The organism is Jeotgalibacillus sp. JSM ZJ347 (assembly GCF_044383825.1).
Classification (GTDB): domain Bacteria; phylum Bacillota; class Bacilli; order Bacillales; family Jeotgalibacillaceae; genus Jeotgalibacillus.
Window position 1 is genome coordinate 1 of the sequence record NZ_JBISEN010000003.1, and the last position, 18,865, is coordinate 18,865.

The 18,865-nt window shown below is 40.5% G+C and carries 18 protein-coding genes and 2 tRNA genes; 18 read left to right on the top strand and 2 right to left on the bottom strand.

Going from position 1 to position 18,865, the window contains the following annotated elements; all coding sequences use genetic code 11:
- Positions 1 to 143 precede the first annotated feature (143 nt).
- From ACH6CZ_RS10835 to rocF, 5 genes are all read left to right on the top strand, one after another.
- Positions 144 to 218: transfer RNA gene (locus ACH6CZ_RS10835), tRNA-Gln, on the top strand.
- Between the two features lie 3 nt (positions 219 to 221).
- Positions 222 to 294 (top strand) — tRNA-Lys (locus ACH6CZ_RS10840).
- Between the two features lie 128 nt (positions 295 to 422).
- Complete coding sequence (locus ACH6CZ_RS10845) at positions 423 to 1,049, top strand: class I SAM-dependent methyltransferase (protein WP_374097467.1); 627 nt, start codon at positions 423 to 425, stop codon at positions 1,047 to 1,049.
- A gap of 33 nt (positions 1,050 to 1,082) precedes the next feature.
- A complete protein-coding gene (locus ACH6CZ_RS10850; RefSeq protein ID WP_374097468.1) occupies positions 1,083 to 1,499 on the top strand; it encodes a universal stress protein in 417 nt (138 codons plus the stop codon).
- Between the two features lie 224 nt (positions 1,500 to 1,723).
- Complete coding sequence (gene rocF / locus ACH6CZ_RS10855) at positions 1,724 to 2,626, top strand: arginase (protein ID WP_374097469.1); 903 nt, start codon at positions 1,724 to 1,726, stop codon at positions 2,624 to 2,626.
- Here the strand turns inward: rocF and ACH6CZ_RS10860 are convergent, their stop codons facing one another.
- Complete coding sequence (locus tag ACH6CZ_RS10860; protein ID WP_374097470.1) at positions 2,627 to 2,962, bottom strand: hypothetical protein; 336 nt, start codon at positions 2,960 to 2,962, stop codon at positions 2,627 to 2,629.
- 302 nt (positions 2,963 to 3,264) lie between these two features.
- Between ACH6CZ_RS10860 and sigW the strand changes: the two genes are divergently transcribed.
- The 10 genes from sigW (at position 3,265) to ACH6CZ_RS10910 (ending at position 14,077) form a co-directional block, all read left to right on the top strand.
- Positions 3,265 to 3,828, top strand: a complete 564-nt coding sequence (gene sigW, locus ACH6CZ_RS10865) for an RNA polymerase sigma factor SigW (RefSeq protein ID WP_374097471.1) — start codon at positions 3,265 to 3,267, stop codon at positions 3,826 to 3,828.
- A gap of 15 nt (positions 3,829 to 3,843) precedes the next feature.
- Positions 3,844 to 4,470 (top strand): zf-HC2 domain-containing protein, encoded by a 627-nt coding sequence (locus tag ACH6CZ_RS10870; RefSeq protein ID WP_374097797.1) that lies wholly within the window; start codon positions 3,844 to 3,846, stop codon positions 4,468 to 4,470.
- Between the two features lie 340 nt (positions 4,471 to 4,810).
- On the top strand, positions 4,811 to 5,845 hold the full coding sequence (locus tag ACH6CZ_RS10875; RefSeq protein ID WP_374097798.1) for a GGDEF domain-containing protein: 1,035 nt from the start codon (positions 4,811 to 4,813) through the stop codon (positions 5,843 to 5,845).
- Positions 5,846 to 5,971: 126 nt separating this feature from the next.
- On the top strand, positions 5,972 to 6,811 hold the full coding sequence (gene cdaA, locus ACH6CZ_RS10880; protein WP_374097472.1) for a diadenylate cyclase CdaA: 840 nt from the start codon (positions 5,972 to 5,974) through the stop codon (positions 6,809 to 6,811).
- Entirely contained in the window at positions 6,804 to 8,144 is a 1,341-nt protein-coding gene (locus tag ACH6CZ_RS10885) for a CdaR family protein (RefSeq protein WP_374097473.1), read from the top strand. Before cdaA ends, ACH6CZ_RS10885 begins: the two co-directional genes overlap by 8 nt.
- A gap of 41 nt (positions 8,145 to 8,185) precedes the next feature.
- Positions 8,186 to 9,535, top strand: coding sequence for a phosphoglucosamine mutase (gene glmM / locus ACH6CZ_RS10890; protein ID WP_374097474.1), 1,350 nt, complete (start codon positions 8,186 to 8,188; stop codon positions 9,533 to 9,535).
- 542 nt (positions 9,536 to 10,077) lie between these two features.
- Positions 10,078 to 10,383 (top strand): hypothetical protein, encoded by a 306-nt coding sequence (locus tag ACH6CZ_RS10895; protein ID WP_374097475.1) that lies wholly within the window; start codon positions 10,078 to 10,080, stop codon positions 10,381 to 10,383.
- A gap of 97 nt (positions 10,384 to 10,480) precedes the next feature.
- Positions 10,481 to 12,283 (top strand): glutamine--fructose-6-phosphate transaminase (isomerizing), encoded by a 1,803-nt coding sequence (gene glmS, locus ACH6CZ_RS10900; RefSeq protein WP_374097476.1) that lies wholly within the window; start codon positions 10,481 to 10,483, stop codon positions 12,281 to 12,283.
- Between the two features lie 710 nt (positions 12,284 to 12,993).
- The gene (locus ACH6CZ_RS10905; RefSeq protein WP_374097477.1) at positions 12,994 to 13,611 is read left to right on the top strand and encodes a hypothetical protein; all 618 of its coding nucleotides are present in this window, start codon (positions 12,994 to 12,996) and stop codon (positions 13,609 to 13,611) included.
- Between the two features lie 37 nt (positions 13,612 to 13,648).
- Positions 13,649 to 14,077: a hypothetical protein gene (locus ACH6CZ_RS10910; RefSeq protein ID WP_374097478.1), complete on the top strand. Its 429-nt coding sequence runs from the start codon at positions 13,649 to 13,651 to the stop codon at positions 14,075 to 14,077.
- A 74-nt stretch (positions 14,078 to 14,151) separates the two neighbouring features.
- On the opposite strand, the gene ACH6CZ_RS10915 is transcribed toward ACH6CZ_RS10910, so the two are convergent.
- The gene (locus ACH6CZ_RS10915; RefSeq protein ID WP_374097479.1) at positions 14,152 to 15,258 is read right to left on the bottom strand and encodes a sigma factor-like helix-turn-helix DNA-binding protein; all 1,107 of its coding nucleotides are present in this window, start codon (positions 15,256 to 15,258) and stop codon (positions 14,152 to 14,154) included.
- A gap of 395 nt (positions 15,259 to 15,653) precedes the next feature.
- Here ACH6CZ_RS10915 and ACH6CZ_RS10920 point away from each other — a divergent pair, with 395 nt between their 5' ends.
- The 3 genes from ACH6CZ_RS10920 (at position 15,654) to ACH6CZ_RS10930 (ending at position 18,757) form a co-directional block, all read left to right on the top strand.
- Positions 15,654 to 16,229, top strand: a complete 576-nt coding sequence (locus ACH6CZ_RS10920; RefSeq protein WP_374097480.1) for a hypothetical protein — start codon at positions 15,654 to 15,656, stop codon at positions 16,227 to 16,229.
- Positions 16,230 to 17,235: 1,006 nt separating this feature from the next.
- Positions 17,236 to 17,745: a helix-turn-helix domain-containing protein gene (locus ACH6CZ_RS10925; RefSeq protein ID WP_374097481.1), complete on the top strand. Its 510-nt coding sequence runs from the start codon at positions 17,236 to 17,238 to the stop codon at positions 17,743 to 17,745.
- Positions 17,746 to 17,782: 37 nt separating this feature from the next.
- Positions 17,783 to 18,757, top strand: coding sequence for a hypothetical protein (locus ACH6CZ_RS10930; RefSeq protein ID WP_374097482.1), 975 nt, complete (start codon positions 17,783 to 17,785; stop codon positions 18,755 to 18,757).
- Positions 18,758 to 18,865: the final 108 nt, after the last annotated feature.

The following is an 18,865-nucleotide window of genomic DNA, read 5'->3' on the forward strand; positions in this document are numbered from 1 at the left end:
GCGAAGTGGCTAAACGCGGCGGACTGTAAATCCGCTCCTTCGGGTTCGGCAGTTCGAATCTGCCCCCCTCCACCATTTTTTTAAAAAAGGACATGCTTTTGAGGTGTCTTTTCGTTTTTTTCGGGTATATTACCTCTAAGCGTTGGGCTATAGCCAAGCGGTAAGGCAACGGACTTTGACTCCGTCATGCGTTGGTTCGAATCCAGCTAGCCCAGCCATACGAGCCATTAGCTCAGTTGGTAGAGCATCTGACTTTTAATCAGAGGGTCGAAGGTTCGAGTCCTTCATGGCTCACTCACAAAGCTTCTCAGCGATGACAACATCGCTGGGAAGCTTTTTTTATTTGGTCAGAGTAGAAGGGGTTTCTGACATGTTATACTGTTGCGAGAGAGATGGCTTATAATGAGAGGCGTGAACAGGGTTTGAAACTAAAAGATACCGGGGAAAGAATTATTCCGGATGAAATGAAGCCTTCTAACATGATGCTGCTTGAGCATATGGCAAGATATCAATTTGCATTTCCTTATGTGAAAGGAAGAGTGCTGGATCTGGCATGCGGTTCAGGGTACGGCAGTGTGATGGCAACAAGACAGTCAAAACGTAAGATCAGCAAGATGGTCGCTGTGGACGTTTCTGAAGAGGTACTGACGTATGCCCGGGGAAGATACCATCATCCGATGATCTCGTATGAATGTCATGATGCAGTTGATCCATCACTACCTGAAAAGCTTGGTCAGTTTGATTGTATCCTTTCTTTTGAAACCTATGAACATATTGCTGAGGAAGAAGTGTTTCTGGACAATCTATTTCGAATGCTGAAGCCTGGTGGCATATTGGTGTTGTCGACGCCATTTGGTGAAGGAAGAGGAAAGCCTTCTTCAGAACCGTTTCATATTCATCAGATTACCAGGAGAGAATTCAGAGCGTTGTTTGACCAATATTCATATGTACAAAAGGACTTTTATTATCAGTCCGGTGTGCTGGTTGAGCCTTTAAGAGAGGGTATGAATTATCAGATGGGTATTGCTGTGTGCAGGAAAGAAGCTTAGTTTACTGATTTGTTATGAAAGGAGTCTATTTAAATGAAAAAACTTCTAGTTGCTACAGATGGTTCAGAGTATGCAAAAAGAGCTTTATTAAAAGCGATTGACATTGCCGCTAAAGATGAAGAGGCTGTGATTGATCTCATGTATGTGGTGGACGGGGAGACTTCTAAATCTGATGTCCTTCATTACGGTGATTCTGATACAGCAAGCTATAAACGGGAGAAGAAGTTTAAGGAAAGTGTAAACTTGGTGGAAGCAGAAGGGATTAAAGCAAATCTGCTGATTAAGCATGGTGACCCTGAGGAAGTATTAATTGATCACGCCAACAGTAATGACTATGACCTGGTGCTTGTCGGCAGCCGTGGGCGCAACAAGTTCCAGACGATGGTGCTTGGCAGTGTGAGTCATAAGCTTGTGAAGCACATTGATGCGCCGGTGATGGTGGTTAAATAAGTTTGATGGAGAGCTCTTTTCGTTCTGTGATGGACGGGGAGGGCTTTTTTTAGTGGTGAGCAGTGACGTAGGGGATTAATTCCATCGCCTTTTCTGTGATTCCTACCCCCTTACCTTTACGTACTGCCCCTATGCATATTCATACATTATCCTGCACAGTTGAACCACTTGAAATGTAAGCGTTACAATAACGAGGTGAGACAAATTTCAGGGGGTATAAAGAGATGCAGAAGAAGAACATTTCAGTGATCGGTGTGCCAATGGATTTAGGGCAGATGCGCCGTGGAGTAGATATGGGACCAAGTGCCATCCGTTATGCCGGCTTGCTTGAGCGCTTAGAGGCGATCGGTCATACTGTGACGGATCTTGGCGACATTCAGATTGATCAGCCTGAGCGCGTACATACGGCAGATACAAACCTGAGAAACCTTGATGCTGTAGTAAAAGGTAGCACGGCGCTTGCGGATCAGGTAAAAAAGGTAAAAACAGATGGCGACTTCCCGCTGATTTTAGGTGGAGACCATAGTATTGCCATCGGCTCGCTAGCAGGTATCAGCAGCAGCTATGAGAACCTTGGTGTGATCTGGTATGATGCACACGGTGATTTAAATACAGGTGATACGTCACCATCAGGGAATATTCACGGGATGCCGCTAGCAGTGAGTCTTGGGATTGGTCATGAGGATCTTGTGAACATCCATGACTACACGCCGAAAGTGAAGCCTGAGAACATTGTGATTATCGGTGCACGTTCATTGGATGCGGGTGAAAGAGAACTGATCAAGGAAAAAGGAATCCGCGTGTACACGATGCATGAAGTGGACCGCATGGGTATGACAAAGGTGATGGAAGAGTCGATTGAGTATCTGAAGGACCGTACAGACGGTGTTCATCTGTCGCTAGACCTTGACGGACTCGATCCAAATGATGCGCCTGGCGTCGGCACGCCAGTTATCGGAGGAATTAGCTATCGTGAGAGTCATCTTGCAATGGAGATGCTTGCAGAAGCTGATATCCTGACGTCAGCTGAATTTGTAGAAGTCAATCCAATTCTGGATGAAAAGAATAAGACAGCTACGGTTGCTGTTGCGCTGGCAGGATCACTGTTTGGCGAGAAGCTTCTATAATTATGTGGGCCGTCTGTGGGGAGTGCTGCAGGCGGTTTTTTCTTGGTATGGATGCAGGTCTAATGACATGATTTCCGGAACGACCGGCAAAATTTCCGGAAAGGCCGCCGTAATGTCCTGAATAAGCTTTGTAATTTCCGGAACGACACACATAATCTCCTGAACCACATAACCAAGCACCCCTCCAAATGACGCGCCAAGCGTCGGAGTATCAGTCATTGGCGGTTTTTCAATGAAATGAATGTAGGTATATTTACACCTTTCTACGAATAAAGATGTTTTTTCTCCGAACAGACCATATTTTTCTAAGAACATCATCTGCTCTTCTAAGAACACAACCTACGATTCTCCGAACAACACCCATCTTTCTACGAACCCCCCGCCACCATCACGTCCACCAAACAACACTCGCCATCCCAAATACCCCCACCCGCTATTCCAATAATTTCTAACATTTTTGCAATAACTGGATGACACTGTACTATAAAAAGTAGTACAATAGAAATGCGTGTTTATAATCAATTTCGACAAAATTCCTTTACATAAAAAATCTCAAAATAAAAATAAAAAAGCGTGAAACCTTTTGCGCAACTCTTACGTAAATAGGTTAGAGCCGCATGGAGCGGAGGTATAGAATAATGGAATCCATAGTGAAAAAGCGAATACAGCAGGTGCGGAAGGGAGATCAGGATGCGTTCGGTGAGATCGTGGAACTCTTTAAAGACAGAGTGTACCACGTGTGCTTCAGGATGCTCGGGAACCGTCATGAAGCAGAAGATATCGCACAGGAAGCATTTATCAGGGCGTACACGAACATTCACACGTTTGATATTGACCGGAAATTCTCGACGTGGCTGTTCCGTATTGCAACGAACCTGTGTATTGACCGGATCAGAAAGAAGAAACCGGACTATTATCTTGATGCAGAAGTTTCCGGTACAGATGGCCTGACGATGTATTCTAAGGTTGAAACAGACGGTCCACTTCCTGAAGAGGAAGTTGAGTCGATGGAATTACAGGAATCAATTCAAAAAGAAATTTCCAGATTACCCGACAAATATCGTTCTGTTATCGTATTAAAATATATAGAGGAGCTTTCTTTGAAAGAGATCAGTGAAATTCTTGAGCTGCCAATCGGGACAGTCAAAACGAGAATTCACAGAGGCAGAGAAGCGCTCCGAAAGCAATTAAGATCAATATAGGAGAGGGTGAGTAAAGTGAACACTTGTCCTGAACAAATCGTGCTTTTAATGCATGATTATTTAGATGAAGAGATTTCACAAGAAAACGAAAAGGAGTTAAAGGCGCACCTTCAGTCTTGTGAAGCGTGCAAAACTCATTTTCATGAATTGAAAAAGACAGTTGCGCTTGTTCAAAGCACTTCACATATAAAAGCACCGTCTGATTTTACACAGAATGTAATGGCGAAGCTGCCGAAAGAAAAGAAAAAGGCGGGAGTTGAGCGCTGGTTCCACCGCCATCCGCTAATGGCCGCGGCTGCTGTGTTCTTTTTGCTAATGGGCGGAAGTTTATTTACTAACTGGAATGGCGGAGAAGAGCTTTCTTTTACACAAAGTGAGCAGGTCGTTGTTGAAGGGAATACAGTTGTGGTTCCTGAAGGGAAAACGGTTCAGGGTGACCTGACAGTACGCAACGGTGACCTTCGCATTGAAGGAACGGTAGAGGGGAATGTAACGATCGTCAATGGAGACCAGTATATGGCTGGTGCGGGCGATGTTACTGGTGAAATCGAAGAAATTGATCAAGCATTTGAGTGGCTGTGGTACTCGATTAAGTCAGCAGCAAAAGAGCTCGGAGGTATTGGTCAGGATTCTGAAGAATAAGCATTGCGCCGGCAGAGACATTGCCGGCGCAATTTTTTTTGCGTTCAATCTGCAGCGGAATTTTTGAATGTTCGTTAAAGGAGTACTTTTTTAATAAAAAGATCAGTTAAATAGTAAATAAAACTGTATTTAGTTTTCTGTTAGCGAACAAAATAGAAAGATTCTTATATTTAATGACAGAAAATTCTATTATTATTTCGAGAATTCTTATATCATAGGAATAAGGTTGATCTAATGGTTAGAAAGCTAGGTAATAAACAATAAATAGGTAAAATTAATCTTTTATATGGATAAAAATAAAATTTATGTAAAATAAGGAGGTTTTGGCGGGTTGAAAGCGATGAAAACAGAGCAGATCTTCTCGTATTTGAGATGGATCTTTTTGATTGCTGTCCTGGTCACCTATCTGATTCCTTTCTTACATGAGAGGATCGGTTATGAAGGGGAGTCTTTTTATGTTTTGATTACGTTGTTCTTTACGTTTACTGTTGTGGCGCAGTGGCAGCTTCATGTAAATGAAAAGAAGCAGACGTATTTCCCTCTGCTCTTCAGAAGTGGTGTGTGGATTGATTATGGGGCTTTTATCTGGCTGGTTGCGATCACAGGAGGGATTCAGAGTGATTTCCTTCCAATCATGTATGTCATTTTGATGCATGCGATGGTGCACTGGAAAGAGCGGGGGGCTATTTGGATGACGACCGCGTTGATTGTCGGTCTATGGTCAGCGCCATATTATTCAACCGGCTACACGGAGGAAGCAGTAGTAACCGGGGTGGTGCAGACCTTTGTACTTGTTGTGATGAGTACGTTCAGTGCGGTACTGGTGATAAGGGAACGCAGATATTTTACTCAGGCAGCATCACTCGGAAATGAATTGAAGCTGGATTATCTGACAGGGCTTTATAATGTCCGTTTTTTTAAGGAACAAATGAAAGCGCTAGATCAGACGAATGAACCGTTTCACCTTTTAATTGGAGATATCGACTTTTTTAAAGTGGCGAATGATCAATATGGTCATTTATTTGGAGACCAGGTACTTGCTTCAATCGGTCCGGTTTTAAAAAGAGTAACGTATGCTCATAACGGCACTGCTTATCGTTATGGCGGCGAGGAATTTGTCTTTTTATTTCCCGGGAAAGATTTTAATGTCGAGGACTTTTTATATGAGTTGAGAAATGAAATTGAGCAAGTCGAGATCAAACAGAAAGACTGGCAGTTAAGCCTGAGTTTTGGACATGCTACAGGCGACGAAGGTGCAGGGGTTGAAGAGGTGGTTGCACTTGCCGACTCGCGTCTTTATCTGGCCAAAGAAAGTGGGAGAGCGTGTGCAGTTTTAAATAATGATGAAATTTTGCCTTATTTGTATGCCTTGTAACAAGCTTTAAGTTCTTGTTTCAGTTAATCAATATAAGACTTCGGCAGTGTGATTGTGTTATAATGATGTGGTTTAAATTTGTTGGGTTGAAAAAGATTTTTTAAATAGATAATTGGAGGAAGTCACATGCCGTTTGCCGACCAGTTTTCAGATTTAACGGTGTTAGACCTTGCTGTTCATGCAATTGACATACTCCTCGTGTGGTTTGTTTTATATAAGCTGATCACGGTGATCAGAGGGACAAAAGCTGTACAGCTGTTAAAAGGAATTTTTGTAATTGTTGTTGTCCGCGTTGTCAGTGAGCTGTTAGGTTTCAATACACTGGCGTGGATTATGGAGCAGGTAATGCTCTGGGGGGTTCTGGGCATTATGATCATTTTCCAGCCTGAGCTGCGTCGTGCACTTGAGCAGCTGGGACGGGGGAAATTATTTGCCAGAGGTAACCTCCAGGAAGAAGAGGAACGTAACCGCTTAGTTGAAGCTGTGACAAAGTCTGTCAGCTATATGGCAAAGCGTAGAATCGGTGCCTTGATCACATTTGAACGTGAGACAGGGATGGGAGACTATATTGAAACAGGTATCCCGATGGATTCAAATCTTACTTCCGAACTGTTAATTAACTTATTTATTCCTAATACACCTCTTCATGATGGAGCGGTGATTATCCAGAAAAATCGCATTGCAGCGGCTGCCTGTTATCTGCCGCTGTCTGAAAGTCCGTTTATTTCCAAAGAGCTTGGTACACGTCACCGGGCAGCGCTTGGTGTCAGTGAAGTAACCGACAGTATTACAGTCGTGGTTTCAGAAGAGACAGGTGCGATCTCTGTCACAACCAACGGAGAGCTTCAGCGTGATCTGGAGCTGGATGAATTCAGTAAGATCATCCGCCGTGAATGGTTCGGTGAAAAAGAAACAGCAGACTCTTCAGCACGATGGAACTGGAGGGGGAAGAAGAATAATGGATAAATTCCTTGAAAGCCGCTGGTTCCTGAGAGGGTTTGCTTTACTGGTGGCTGTACTGATGTTTATCACAGTCAATACAGAAGAAGAAGGCACCAACACATTTGCAGGCTCACAAAGTGATGTAGAAGTGATTGAGAGTGTGCCTGTCGATACGATGTATAACGAAGAGGATCTTGTTGTAACCGGTGTGCCAAACACGGTTGACGTTACAATCACGGGTCCTACTCAGGTTGTCACCAGAACCAATGCGGTGAGGGATTTCCGTGTATTTATTAATCTTGCAGACCTGGATCTTGGTACACATGAAGTTCAGTTGCAGGCTGAAGGTTTCTCCTCTCAGCTGACTGTGACAATTTCTCCTGAAGTTGCCAATGTTACGATTGATGAACGCGTGACGGAGGAATTTGCAGTGGATGCTGAATTTAATCAGTCCATCATTCCTGATGGTTTTGAGCTTGAAGAAATTCAGTCGGATCCTGCAACGGTTCAGGTTACGGGTGCTAGGAACGTCATTGAATCAATCCGTTATGTCAGAGCATCTGTTGACATAGATGGACAGGTAGAAGATGAACAGACCATTGAGTCTACGGTTCAGGTGTTAAATGCAAGTCTGGATAAGCTACCAGTTACAGTGGAGCCTCAGACGGTTAACCTGAACATCAGCGTAACGCAGCCAAGCAAGGAAGTAACACTTGTTGCAACACCTTCAGGAACACTTGCTGAAGGACTTGAGCTTGAGTCAATTGCACTCGCAAATGAGACAGTGACCATTTACGGTCCAACGACTGTGATTGACAATATCAGTGAAATTGAAGTACCATTTGATCTTTCGGGTGTATCCAGCGATGGTTCACGGGTAGAAGTGCCAATTCCGGTTCCGGAAGGGATCACAGAGTTATCAAGTGAAACAGTAGCAGGTGTGATCTCTCTTGCTGAATCAGCAGAAGATGAGGGCGCTGCGGCAGAAGAAAGTGAAGGTACAGCTGAGACACCAGCACCTGAGGAAGATGAAGAACCTGCTGATGATACAGCATCAAATGATAATAATAATTCAACAGAGGAGCTGACATTGTCGGCTCTTCCTGTTGAAATGCGCAATATAGGCGATGAACTGCAGGCAATGTACCTAAGTCCTGCCAGCGGGGAGCTTAACTTACGCGTGACCGGAGAACCGGAAGCGCTTGAAGAGTTGTCAGAAGACGACGTTTCACTGTTTGTAGATGCGGAAGGTTTAGATGAAGGCGAACATGAGATGGAAGTCCAGATCGAGGGACCTTCCAATGTGACATATATTTTATCGCAGTCCAGTATTACATTTTCACTGGCAGCTGCATAAGCCCTGGGAGGGGCCGTTTATAAGAAGGAGCGATGTTTATCATGGGTAAATATTTTGGAACAGACGGAGTCCGTGGAGTAGCAAACGCTGAGCTTACGCCGGAAATGGCATTTAAGCTTGGACGCTTCGGAGGCTACGTGCTGACAAAAGAAACAACACGCCCGAAAGTGTTAATTGGACGTGATACAAGAATTTCAGGTCATATGTTAGAAGGTGCGCTAGTCGCAGGTCTTCTATCAATCGGTGCAGAAGTTATGCGTCTTGGTGTCATTTCAACACCTGGTGTGGCATTTCTGACAAAGGCAATGGGCGCACAGGCTGGCGTCATGATCTCAGCTTCACACAATCCGGTGCCGGATAACGGAATCAAGTTCTTTGGTCCGGACGGTTTTAAACTGACTGACGAGCAGGAGAATGAAATCGAAGCATTAATTGATGCTGAGACAGATACAACACCTCGTCCAACAGGAGAAAACCTTGGTGTTGTGACAGATTATTTTGAAGGCGGACAGAAGTACCTTCAGTATCTGAAGCAATCTGCTGATGAAGACTTCAGCGATATTCATGTCGCACTCGACTGCGCACACGGTGCAACGTCAGCGCTTGCTACACACCTCTTTGCAGACCTTGATGCAGACCTTTCAACAATGGGTGCATCACCAAACGGTTTGAACATCAATGAAGGTGTAGGGTCAACACACCCCGAAGCACTTGCTGATTTTGTAAAAGAAAAAGGTGCAGACGTCGGCCTTGCATTTGATGGAGATGGCGACCGTATCATCGCAGTAGATGAAAACGGACAGATTGTAGACGGAGATCAGATTATGTTCATCTGTGCCAAGCACCTGAAGAGCGAATCACGTCTGAAGCAGAATACAGTCGTATCAACTGTCATGAGTAACCTCGGCTTCCATAAGGGCCTTGAAGAGTCAGGAATCTTAAGTATCCAGACAGCAGTTGGTGACCGTTATGTAGTAGAAGAAATGAGAAAAGGCAGCTACACACTTGGTGGTGAGCAGTCAGGACACATTATCTTCCTTGATTACAACACAACAGGTGACGGCTTGCTAACAGGTCTTCAGCTTGTGAATATTATGAAGCTGACTGGCAAGAAGCTTTCTGAGCTTGCTGCTGAAATGGAGATCTTCCCGCAGAAGCTTGTGAATATCCGCGTAAGCGATAAGCATGGTGTAACGGATAACGCTGAAGTAAAAGCGATTATTGAGCAGGTGGAAAAAGAGATGGATGGCAACGGCCGCATTCTCGTACGTCCATCAGGCACTGAGCCGCTTGTCCGCGTGATGGCAGAAGCACCGACAAAAGAGCTTTGCGAAGAGTATGTAAATCGCATTGCAGAAGTGGTTGAGAATGAAATGGGCGTTAAAGCTTAATATAGATTCTTTTAATAAAGGAGAGATACACTGTGATCGTGCAGTTGTATTTCTCCTTTTTATGTGGGCTTGGCGGGGCTTACGAGGATGTACAAGAGTGAGTGGGCAGGCGGTAAAGGAATAATGCAATACTTCATTTGCTGTCACATCATTATGCAGCTGAATCCATACGCGTATTCTTACTTCCTCAACTGAATAAGCAGCAACTTTGCAGTGATGACGTATTTTCTAACATATGCTCACTTTCTTTTTCATTGCTCAATAATTTTAAAGGTCCTGGCAATAAAAATGTTCCAAATGAAGCTGATTCGCGAAAATGAAAATTTCTTGTAACCAACGTAACAAATGAACGTGGTATACTATTCTTTGTGCGTCATAGAAAATTTAATTGACGTAATTTTCATTCATAACGTATGATAAGGTAAGTGTAATTTTCCCAAAATAGGGTATACAGGAAAAGTCGCACTTTTATTCAAGAAGAGAAAGAGAGGGTTGTAAGGTAGACCAACAGGATCAAAAAGCGCCAGGACTGCCCGTGAGACGTGGCAGTTGACGAGGAGAAGGAGCATCGAGTGTTCGGCGGATGCCTTCCGGCTGATGATTGCACAGCCGAAAACCTGTTTTTTGAAATCACAGAGGCGACTCAGTGGACAAAGAAAACAGGAATGCAACACCCTAAAAAACTAAACTTTATTAAATCTACAATCAAAGAGATTGCACAGCTGGTGATCGTAGCGGAAGGGGACGGCTCACAGGAAGGGACAGGTGAGGCAATGGCGAAGCCTGCTGGCTCGCCGCCCGGCCGCGGAAAGCGTTCCCCTGGAGCGGAAATCACAAGTCCCATTTAATAAAGTTAAAACTTAAAAACTAATAGAGAGATAAAGAGGGCACGTCCGTCCTCTTATACGGTCATGCCCTCCTTATCATCACAGGAGGAAACTAATTATGTGTGGAATTGTAGGATATATTGGATCTAATGATACGAAGGAAATCTTGCTGAAAGGTCTTGAAAAACTTGAATATCGCGGTTATGACTCTGCTGGAATCGCAGTGAAAAATGACGACGGCGTATCAGTATTCAAAGAAAAAGGACGCATCGCAGACCTTCGTGCAATCGTGGACGACAGCGTGAGCGCAAACATCGGAATCGGCCATACGCGCTGGGCAACACACGGTGAACCAAGCCAGGTGAACGCACACCCTCACCAGAGTACAACAAGCCGTTTTACGCTTGTACACAATGGTGTCATCGAGAACTATGCACAACTGAAGCGTGAGCACCTTGCAGACGTTGAGCTAGTATCTGAAACAGATACAGAAATCATCGTTCAGCTGATCGAAAAGTTTGTCAAAGAAGGCCTTGAAACAGAAGCTGCATTTGCAAAAGCACTAAAAGAACTGAAAGGTTCATATGCAATCGCGCTTTTAGATAACCAGAACGAAGACACAATCTTTGTTGCGAAAAACAAGAGCCCACTGTTAGTTGGTCTTGGAGAAGACTTCAACGTTGTTGCGTCTGATGCAATGGCTATGCTTCAGGTAACTGATGAGTATGTTGAACTAATGGACAAAGAAATGGTTATCGTAACTAAAGAGAGCACAACAATTAAAACGCTTGATGGCGAAACTGTTGCGCGTGATTCTTACAAAGCAGAAATCGATGCAAGCGACATCGAAAAGGGTACGTACCCTCACTACATGCTGAAAGAAATCGACGAGCAGCCGGCAGTTATGCGTAAAATCATTCAGGCTTACCAGAATGAAGAAGGCGAGCTTTCAATTGAAAAAGACACACTTGATGCTGTAAACGCAGCTGACCGCATCTATATCATTGCCTGCGGAACAAGCTACCATGCAGGACTTGTAGGGAAAGAGTACCTTGAAAAAACAGCGAAAATCCCGACTGAAGTACACGTAGCGAGTGAGTTCGTATACAACACGCCGTTACTATCTGAAAAGCCATTATTCATCTTTATCTCTCAAAGTGGTGAAACAGCAGACAGCCGTGCCGTACTTGTACACGTCAAAGAACTTGGACACCCTGCACTGACACTAACAAACGTAGCTGGTTCAACACTTTCACGTGAAGCAAACCACACACTTCTGCTGCATGCAGGACCAGAGATCGCAGTAGCATCAACAAAAGCGTACACTGCACAGATCGCAGTCCTAGCAATCCTAGCTGAAGCTGCAGGTAAAGCAAAAGGCTTCGACATGAAATTCGACCTTGTTCAGGAAATGGGTATCGTTGCTAACGCAATCCAGACACTGACAGACGACAAAGAAGCATTCGAACAAATCGCACGCGACTTCCTAAGCACAACGCGCAACGCATTCTTCATCGGACGCTCAATGGATTACCATGTCGTTCAGGAAGCTGCGCTTAAACTGAAAGAAATCTCTTACATCCAGGCTGAAGGCTTCGCAGGCGGCGAGCTCAAGCACGGAACAATCGCACTAATTGAAGACGGCACACCAGTCGTTGCCCTTGCAACACAGGAAAACGTCAACCTGAGCATCCGCGGAAACGTCAAAGAAGTAGCAGCCCGCGGCGCCAACCCATGCATCATCTCAATGAAAGGCCTGGAAGAACAAGGTGACAGCTACGTAATCCCACACGTACACGAACTGCTTGCACCACTGGTGTCAGTCGTGCCTACGCAGCTGATTGCTTACTATGCAGCGCTTCATAGAGATTGTGATGTTGATAAGCCACGTAACCTTGCGAAGAGTGTTACTGTAGAATAATTATAAAAATCCTGATGAGCTAAGTGTCCCCACGCAAAAAACTTTTACCAAACGTAATAAACTCTTACCAAATGGAATAAAGTCTTACAGAACGTGAGGAAAAAACGAGCGAAACAGGGCATGAAATAGCATGAAAAAAGAGGACTGAACACGTACCATCTGGTACGCTGTTCGGTCTTTTTTTGCGTCAACAAATGAACAGCAGGAGAGAAAAAGCAGGAGGGAAAAAGAGAGGAGAAAGCATGAGAAAGACCGCCGTATCAACAAGCATGAAGGAAAAGAGAGAAGAAAAGCATGAGTGAAAGCCAGCTTCTCTTCTCCCTGAAAATGTCCCGTTCCCTCACTGAAAGATCTACCTTAACCCTAATCTTTATCCGATCCTTTACCCTGTTCCCTCTGTAAAACTTCATTACATTTTCGGCATCTTTTCTCGGACGTTTTTTCATTCATTTCGTTAGAAATCGGCGTTTTTTCTGTAAAACTTCATTCCATCAACCTGATGCGCAAAGGTGGGTTGAGGCTAGGTGTGGTAAGGGTTTGGAGGAGGTGGGGGTTTTGTAAGGGTTTTTTGCGTGGAGACATAGTAGGGGAAAGGAAAAGACCGATGATGATTTAAAGAAGAAAATTATTTGTTGACAGATCATGAAGGTCATTATATTATCTAATTAGTTACAACTTAGTTACCTACTAATTAGAAAGGGTGGATTTAATTGAATATTTTTATGTTGAGAAGTAAGCCTCATAACATTCAGCGCATTGATCACTTTTTGAAAAAGAATGAAATTGCAATTGGTTGGAGTGAGACGGGAGACCTGACTGGGGTAACGAAAGAAGGTATTCGTACAATTTTATCTGATCTAGGGTATTCAGGGCAGTCTTTGTTAACAAATCTAGGATTGGTAAATAGCTTCATTCATACAATGAAGGTTGGCGATATTGTATTAATACGGGAGCAAGAAATTGTCCACATCGGTAAGGTAGGAGAGTACAAGTGGAAAAAAGAATATGAGCCTGAATTTATGTCACACACACGTTCGGTAGAGTGGTTAGGGCAAGTTCCATTTGAGGAATTAAATGCGCCATTACAATCGTTGTTAAAAAATATTCGTACAATCAGTAAGTTCAAGGGGAAATTAGAAGAATCAGCACTCGAACAACATATTTCAGCACAGCATCTAGACTTTGGAACTGCTAATAAGAAGATAGATGAAAATGATCCTTTGTTAAAAAATGCTGTGGAAGTGTTAAGTCATTTAATGAATCATGCTGAAGATGAAACTGTTAGATTAGAGGCAACTAAGGAGCTTTTAAGACACTTAAATAAATAAGAGGCATGCAAATTCTAAGTTGAAGGAGAGGATTCAATTGACTAAATACTGGGCAATGAAAACTTATAAAGAGTGGGCTAATGAATTTCAAAACAACTCGGAGATCGGCATTGATGAACAGAATGTTGATAATGAATTCACTACTTATGACAAGACGCAACTAACTTCAATTCTTGATAATCCTAGACTCGTTAGAAGGTTTGATCAGTTTTGTAAGTGGATGAAAAAAGGTGACTATGTAATCATCGGGGTTGGACAAACAACACAATTTAACATGCAACTTATCGGAAGAATTATAAGTGATTATGAATTTGACAATAGTCGCAAACTATATAGACACTTTCGGAGAATAGAAATATTAAAATCCTTTGATCAGCCGATTAAAGTTGAAAAATGGGGTCAAGTACAGAGGGTGGAATTATTAGACTCTAACGACTTTATAGAAACTTTAGTTATAAGTTTGTAGAGGAGCATTTGAGCATTTTCAAAAGAAAGTAAGGGAGCGACTTTGTGTGAGACGCTCCCTGTTCAATACAACATTTAGGATTGTTTTTCTGCGAAATTCCAACTGACAGGATTATTCTTTGAAATTAAAAATGGAGACAAAGTCCACTTCAAATTATTTTTGACAATAAGAGAAATAAATTCGTCTGTGGTTATACCAAGTTCAACTCTAATTTTATTGTAGCTATACCAGTCCATATCTTTTTGTTGGATCTGATTCAAAAAACTCGTTTCTTTTTGAGGATCTAACCTGCGATTAACATAATCTAAGAAAGACTGATTCTTTTCTATGATTAAATAACCTAAACCTTTAAATTCACAATAGCGATGTAAAGCATTAAACTTTATTAAATTTTTGAATAATGCCATCCTATTGCGCCCTTTAATTTCTACTAACACAGCACTGCCGTCTTCTAGTACCACTAAAAAATCTGGATAGTAAACATGGTCACCATTTTCAAATCTATAATTTATTTTGACAGGTTGATGAACGTAAGCAATCACTTTATCTACTTCTTCAAGGTACATGCAGAAATTATATTCTAGTAATGACTCGTATTCTATCTCCTTGTTATTTTTAGCGCTATAAAAAGAACCCGAGTAATGTGTGGAGCTATGATTTACTGTTCTTTTTGGTAAAATACTGTCTAATTCAGAAGGTAGAAACTTCATACGATATTCATGCCAAATAACCTGATTAAAAATTTTTTCGTACTGTTCTTTTTGTCGCCTCTTCTCAAATGCTGACTCCAGTAAACTTTTCTGTATAGTAACTACATAATTCGAAACAATCTTCTCATTTGTGTTGCTATCACCTCTGCTTTGTAAACACAACTTGCATAAAAGATTAGTGATTAATGTTTTCGGGAAATTATTTAATCTTATAATTAAAAGAGCAATATTCAATAGTTCTTTTTCGCTTCCGATTGCTACCCAGTCATAAATACTGTTTATAAAATACCTACAACTTACAAACCCTCTGTTAGAATGATACCTTATTTTCTTTATCGCACTATTAATAATTTGGCGAATTCTTTCTCTTGTGACATTATAAATTACTCCTATTTCTTGGAGGGTATAAAACTCACCGTCTAACAATCCAAACCTTAGATATAGAATCTCCTTATTTCTCTCATCATTCATAGACTCATCTAAAGCTAATTTGAAATTGTCCTTAAAAAAATCATTATAATCGTCCAATTCTTCATATGGTTTAGATCCGATAATAGAAACCTCCTAAATTTATAAAGAAGAATTATCAAAACTTCTCTTTAGATAATGTTCTAAGTTGGCTTGGTTCACGCTTGATTCATAATATTGAATAGTATACTAGTAACAGAAAAGATAATATTTTAGATGCTAATATTTATTTTATTTAGTTTATTTATACCATTTATGTGATATGATTTGCTTAATTTAATTTCATTTATAGAGTGGCAAGGGACTCGTTATTCATTTCAATAAATAATTCCGTTCAAAGAAGTCAAGATTATAATGAATTTATTTGCGCACTATAAAAAGTGTTAGGAGTAAAAATATTGAAGAAAAGTTTATATAATAAATTTTTGAATAAGCTATCAAGAAACATTCACTTAGTTGAACAAATAGAAAACAACAGTGTTCTGATTAGGTTTATAGGAATTGCTTTTTTATTATTAGGAATTGGATACTTACTAGAAGTTGTAGAACTAACGTCAATAGCCTTAGTAAGTTTTTCTCTTTCTGGTATGTTTTATATTCTAAGTGATTTTTTTAAGTATTATTGCGAGGATTGGGATGCAAAAAGAGCTTTGGGAAAGGATAGACTTAAGTGGGTAAGGTTATATAGGTTTTTGTGGTATGTCAGTTTATTTATAGGAACAATCATGCTTATAGGAGGACCATATCTTATTATTAATATCGATGTTCAACTTTTAGAAATAGCTGGTCCTGCAATAGCCTTTATAACAATCGGATTGACGGTAATTAAAATAAGTTTAGATAACAGAAAGGATAGACTCGACACAATGGAAGGAGTTGTAGATGATGTTACGAAAATTTTAAATGAACTAGAAGAATATAAAGAAAAAAATAAGCGATTAGAGGCCGATCTAAATAGAATTCACAATAAATAATAATTGTTTAGATCAATAGACGGATAAACGTTTTCATATCCTAATATTATAACTACGAGCAATTTAAGGTATTGATAGGAATGGGAAAAGAAAATGGGCTTGTACCATAATATATTGTGGAATTGAGTTTTTTGGCGTTAATAAAGAAAGCATTAGTTAAAGCTAACTTTACTTAGACATGATTTTTCTTATATTCTTCAACCTGAATCCCCATTAATCCTTTGCCCGTAAAATTTATTTTTATTGTTCAGATGCGTAAGAAAAGAACGGCAAGGAATTCATCGTGATAATGGTTTGAAAGAATGCTTTGATTGATTTTTTTACTTAAGGATGTAAGCGATAAAGTGAACGTCTATACCTGATAAGGCACACTGAAAGCGTTCACTTTATTAGAAAGCGTACATAAAATTAAAATTATGTGTTGTAAAACTCGAAAGTATAAACAGGTAACTTGGATGACGGTACACAATAAAGAATATTGCATGAATAACGTAGAAAAGATCGAGTAGCGTATAAATGACGCTTTACTCGATCTTTTTAATTGGTTTAAAAAATTGTGTGTCAAACACTTATAAAAATTTAAGAAGATATACTGAACTAAAAGTCACCTCAATGAAGTTGTCTATATAACACCAATGAGATCAGCTATATTTGTTGCTCACAAATATACTGGTCTCACTTAATGTCTAAAACATAAAACTATATCGAAATTGAAAAAAATTAATCTGATTATAATTAGCAAAATGTCTAATAAACGCAATAATATCAATGCTTTTAAGGTTTATGTCTAAATGCAAAAAAAGTTATAAATTTTCTTTATGCAAGATTATGTTAGAGGAACGTATGTTTGTTAATATTGAAACAATATTTATAAAAAGATTGTTGAAAGACAATGATAAGAGGTGATAAAAGCAGGCTGTAGTCAGTATAATATATCAGCTTTAAGAACAACCAGGAGTCATCGTGACAGATTCGAAGGAAAAAATTAAAAAGGAGAGGATCATTTATGACAAATCGAGGACGCAAATCAAGTAAAAAACAGGCGCTACCTATTAACAAGAGCGAGAGGGTTATTTCCACCCAATTTGCGTTGTTAATTAAGGAGAAACGTAAACAGAAAGGTCTCACACTTAAGGAACTTGGAGAAAAATTAGATGTGAATCCTAGTTACTTACACCGACTGGAGAAGTATGAAAAAAGAAATCCGTCTATTGCTATCGTGATGGAATTGGCAGAGGTGCTGGATATTGACTTACATGATCTTTTTGCGGTCGCTGATCGAAAAAAAGATAATGCAGTACCTATTGAAATGCTGTTATTAAAGAATGAATACAGTATAAAAGGTAAGAGAAATCTACCAATAGAAGTGAATGAAATTATGGCAAAGATTATTTCTGTAATTGTTAACGAGATGGATGTTTCATGCAAATACAATGATCTTCTAAAGCTAGGAGACATGATTAAGCTGTTACATGAAATTATTAATATCGCTCAACCTGGAAAGGCTCAACCATAAAAGGAGTTGGTCATCACAGATGAGAGGAGGTGAGGATATGAGCTTATATGGTTCTAGTAAAGAACATATTTTAAATACAATTTTGATGACTTATCCTGAGATTGTCTCAAAATTGATTAAAAGGAAGTATGAACACCTAGAGCAGGAAATGTATAAATGGGGACGTTATATAGACTTGCATGGATATAATAAACGTTCTAAATTACCCGTTTATATAGAAACTCAGCTGAATAAAGCGGATCAGCTACACATTGATCAGGTGAAGAAGATTATTGATATGGTTGATGAGGGTATTATCATTTGGGTGGCTTCAGCTCACTCAAAGGAAATCATCCAGGAATTACACACCATGATGCATTTCAGCATTTTGAAACCTATCGACTTGTATTTAGTGGAGTATCCTGTAGAATATACACCTTTCTTATCTGCGTTGGAAAATGAGTCATCCTATGAGCGATGGAGAAAAATGATTGCCACAGATATTCCTTTACCAGAACTAAAAGTTACTAATAAGATTTCATTGATTCCAAAAGGGTATAAAGGTGAGTTTATAGCTGAAGTTCAGAGTGACATAATGGGGGTTCGGGCTTCTAATGAATATCTGCTGAGACACTTAAAAAAAGAACTACCTTACTTTCGCAATATCCATCGATCTAAATCTAACTTGGATAATAGACAGTTGCAGTTTGGTGGAGGGCTAAGTGGCTTTGAATACGTGATCAGTATGGAGAACATGAGGTATCTAGCTTTCTTGAAATTCAGGTTGGTTACTTTCAAGCATGAAAGGTTATTCCTTGAAATCAAAGAAAAGCTAAAAATAGAATTCACAGATAAGGAGATACTGGTGGAAGAATTAGTGGTTACTTTTCCAGTCCCTAGAAATTTACCATTTCGTCAGAAAGTAGATGTGATCAGTGATCGATTACAACGTGTACTAAAAATTGTTGAGCCTGCAATCAAAGTAGAGCAGGAAAAACTGAAAATAATGAAAAAGATAAAGCTCTCATCATGAGGGCTTTTTGTTTTGTTTCAATTGGTCAAAGTGATGTATATTTTTACAAAATTTGAGCGGAAATTGCCCACAGTCAATGTGATATTGTTACAATAGAAACATCATTAG

Bases quoted from the DNA above. Each gene is read 5' to 3' on its own strand.
- ACH6CZ_RS10850 (WP_374097468.1), top strand. From the start codon at position 1,083: ATGAAAAAACTTCTAGTTGCTACAGATGGTTCAGAGTATGCAAAAAGA.
- ACH6CZ_RS10915 (WP_374097479.1), bottom strand. From the start codon at position 15,258: ATGAATGATGAGAGAAATAAGGAGATTCTATATCTAAGGTTTGGATTG.
- cdaA (WP_374097472.1), top strand. From the start codon at position 5,972: ATGCCGTTTGCCGACCAGTTTTCAGATTTAACGGTGTTAGACCTTGCT.
- ACH6CZ_RS10925 (WP_374097481.1), top strand. From the start codon at position 17,236: ATGACAAATCGAGGACGCAAATCAAGTAAAAAACAGGCGCTACCTATT.
- glmS (WP_374097476.1), top strand. From the start codon at position 10,481: ATGTGTGGAATTGTAGGATATATTGGATCTAATGATACGAAGGAAATC.
- ACH6CZ_RS10885 (WP_374097473.1), top strand. From the start codon at position 6,804: ATGGATAAATTCCTTGAAAGCCGCTGGTTCCTGAGAGGGTTTGCTTTA.
- ACH6CZ_RS10930 (WP_374097482.1), top strand. From the start codon at position 17,783: ATGAGCTTATATGGTTCTAGTAAAGAACATATTTTAAATACAATTTTG.
- glmM (WP_374097474.1), top strand. From the start codon at position 8,186: ATGGGTAAATATTTTGGAACAGACGGAGTCCGTGGAGTAGCAAACGCT.
- ACH6CZ_RS10875 (WP_374097798.1), top strand. From the start codon at position 4,811: ATGAAAACAGAGCAGATCTTCTCGTATTTGAGATGGATCTTTTTGATT.
- rocF (WP_374097469.1), top strand. From the start codon at position 1,724: ATGCAGAAGAAGAACATTTCAGTGATCGGTGTGCCAATGGATTTAGGG.
- sigW (WP_374097471.1), top strand. From the start codon at position 3,265: ATGGAATCCATAGTGAAAAAGCGAATACAGCAGGTGCGGAAGGGAGAT.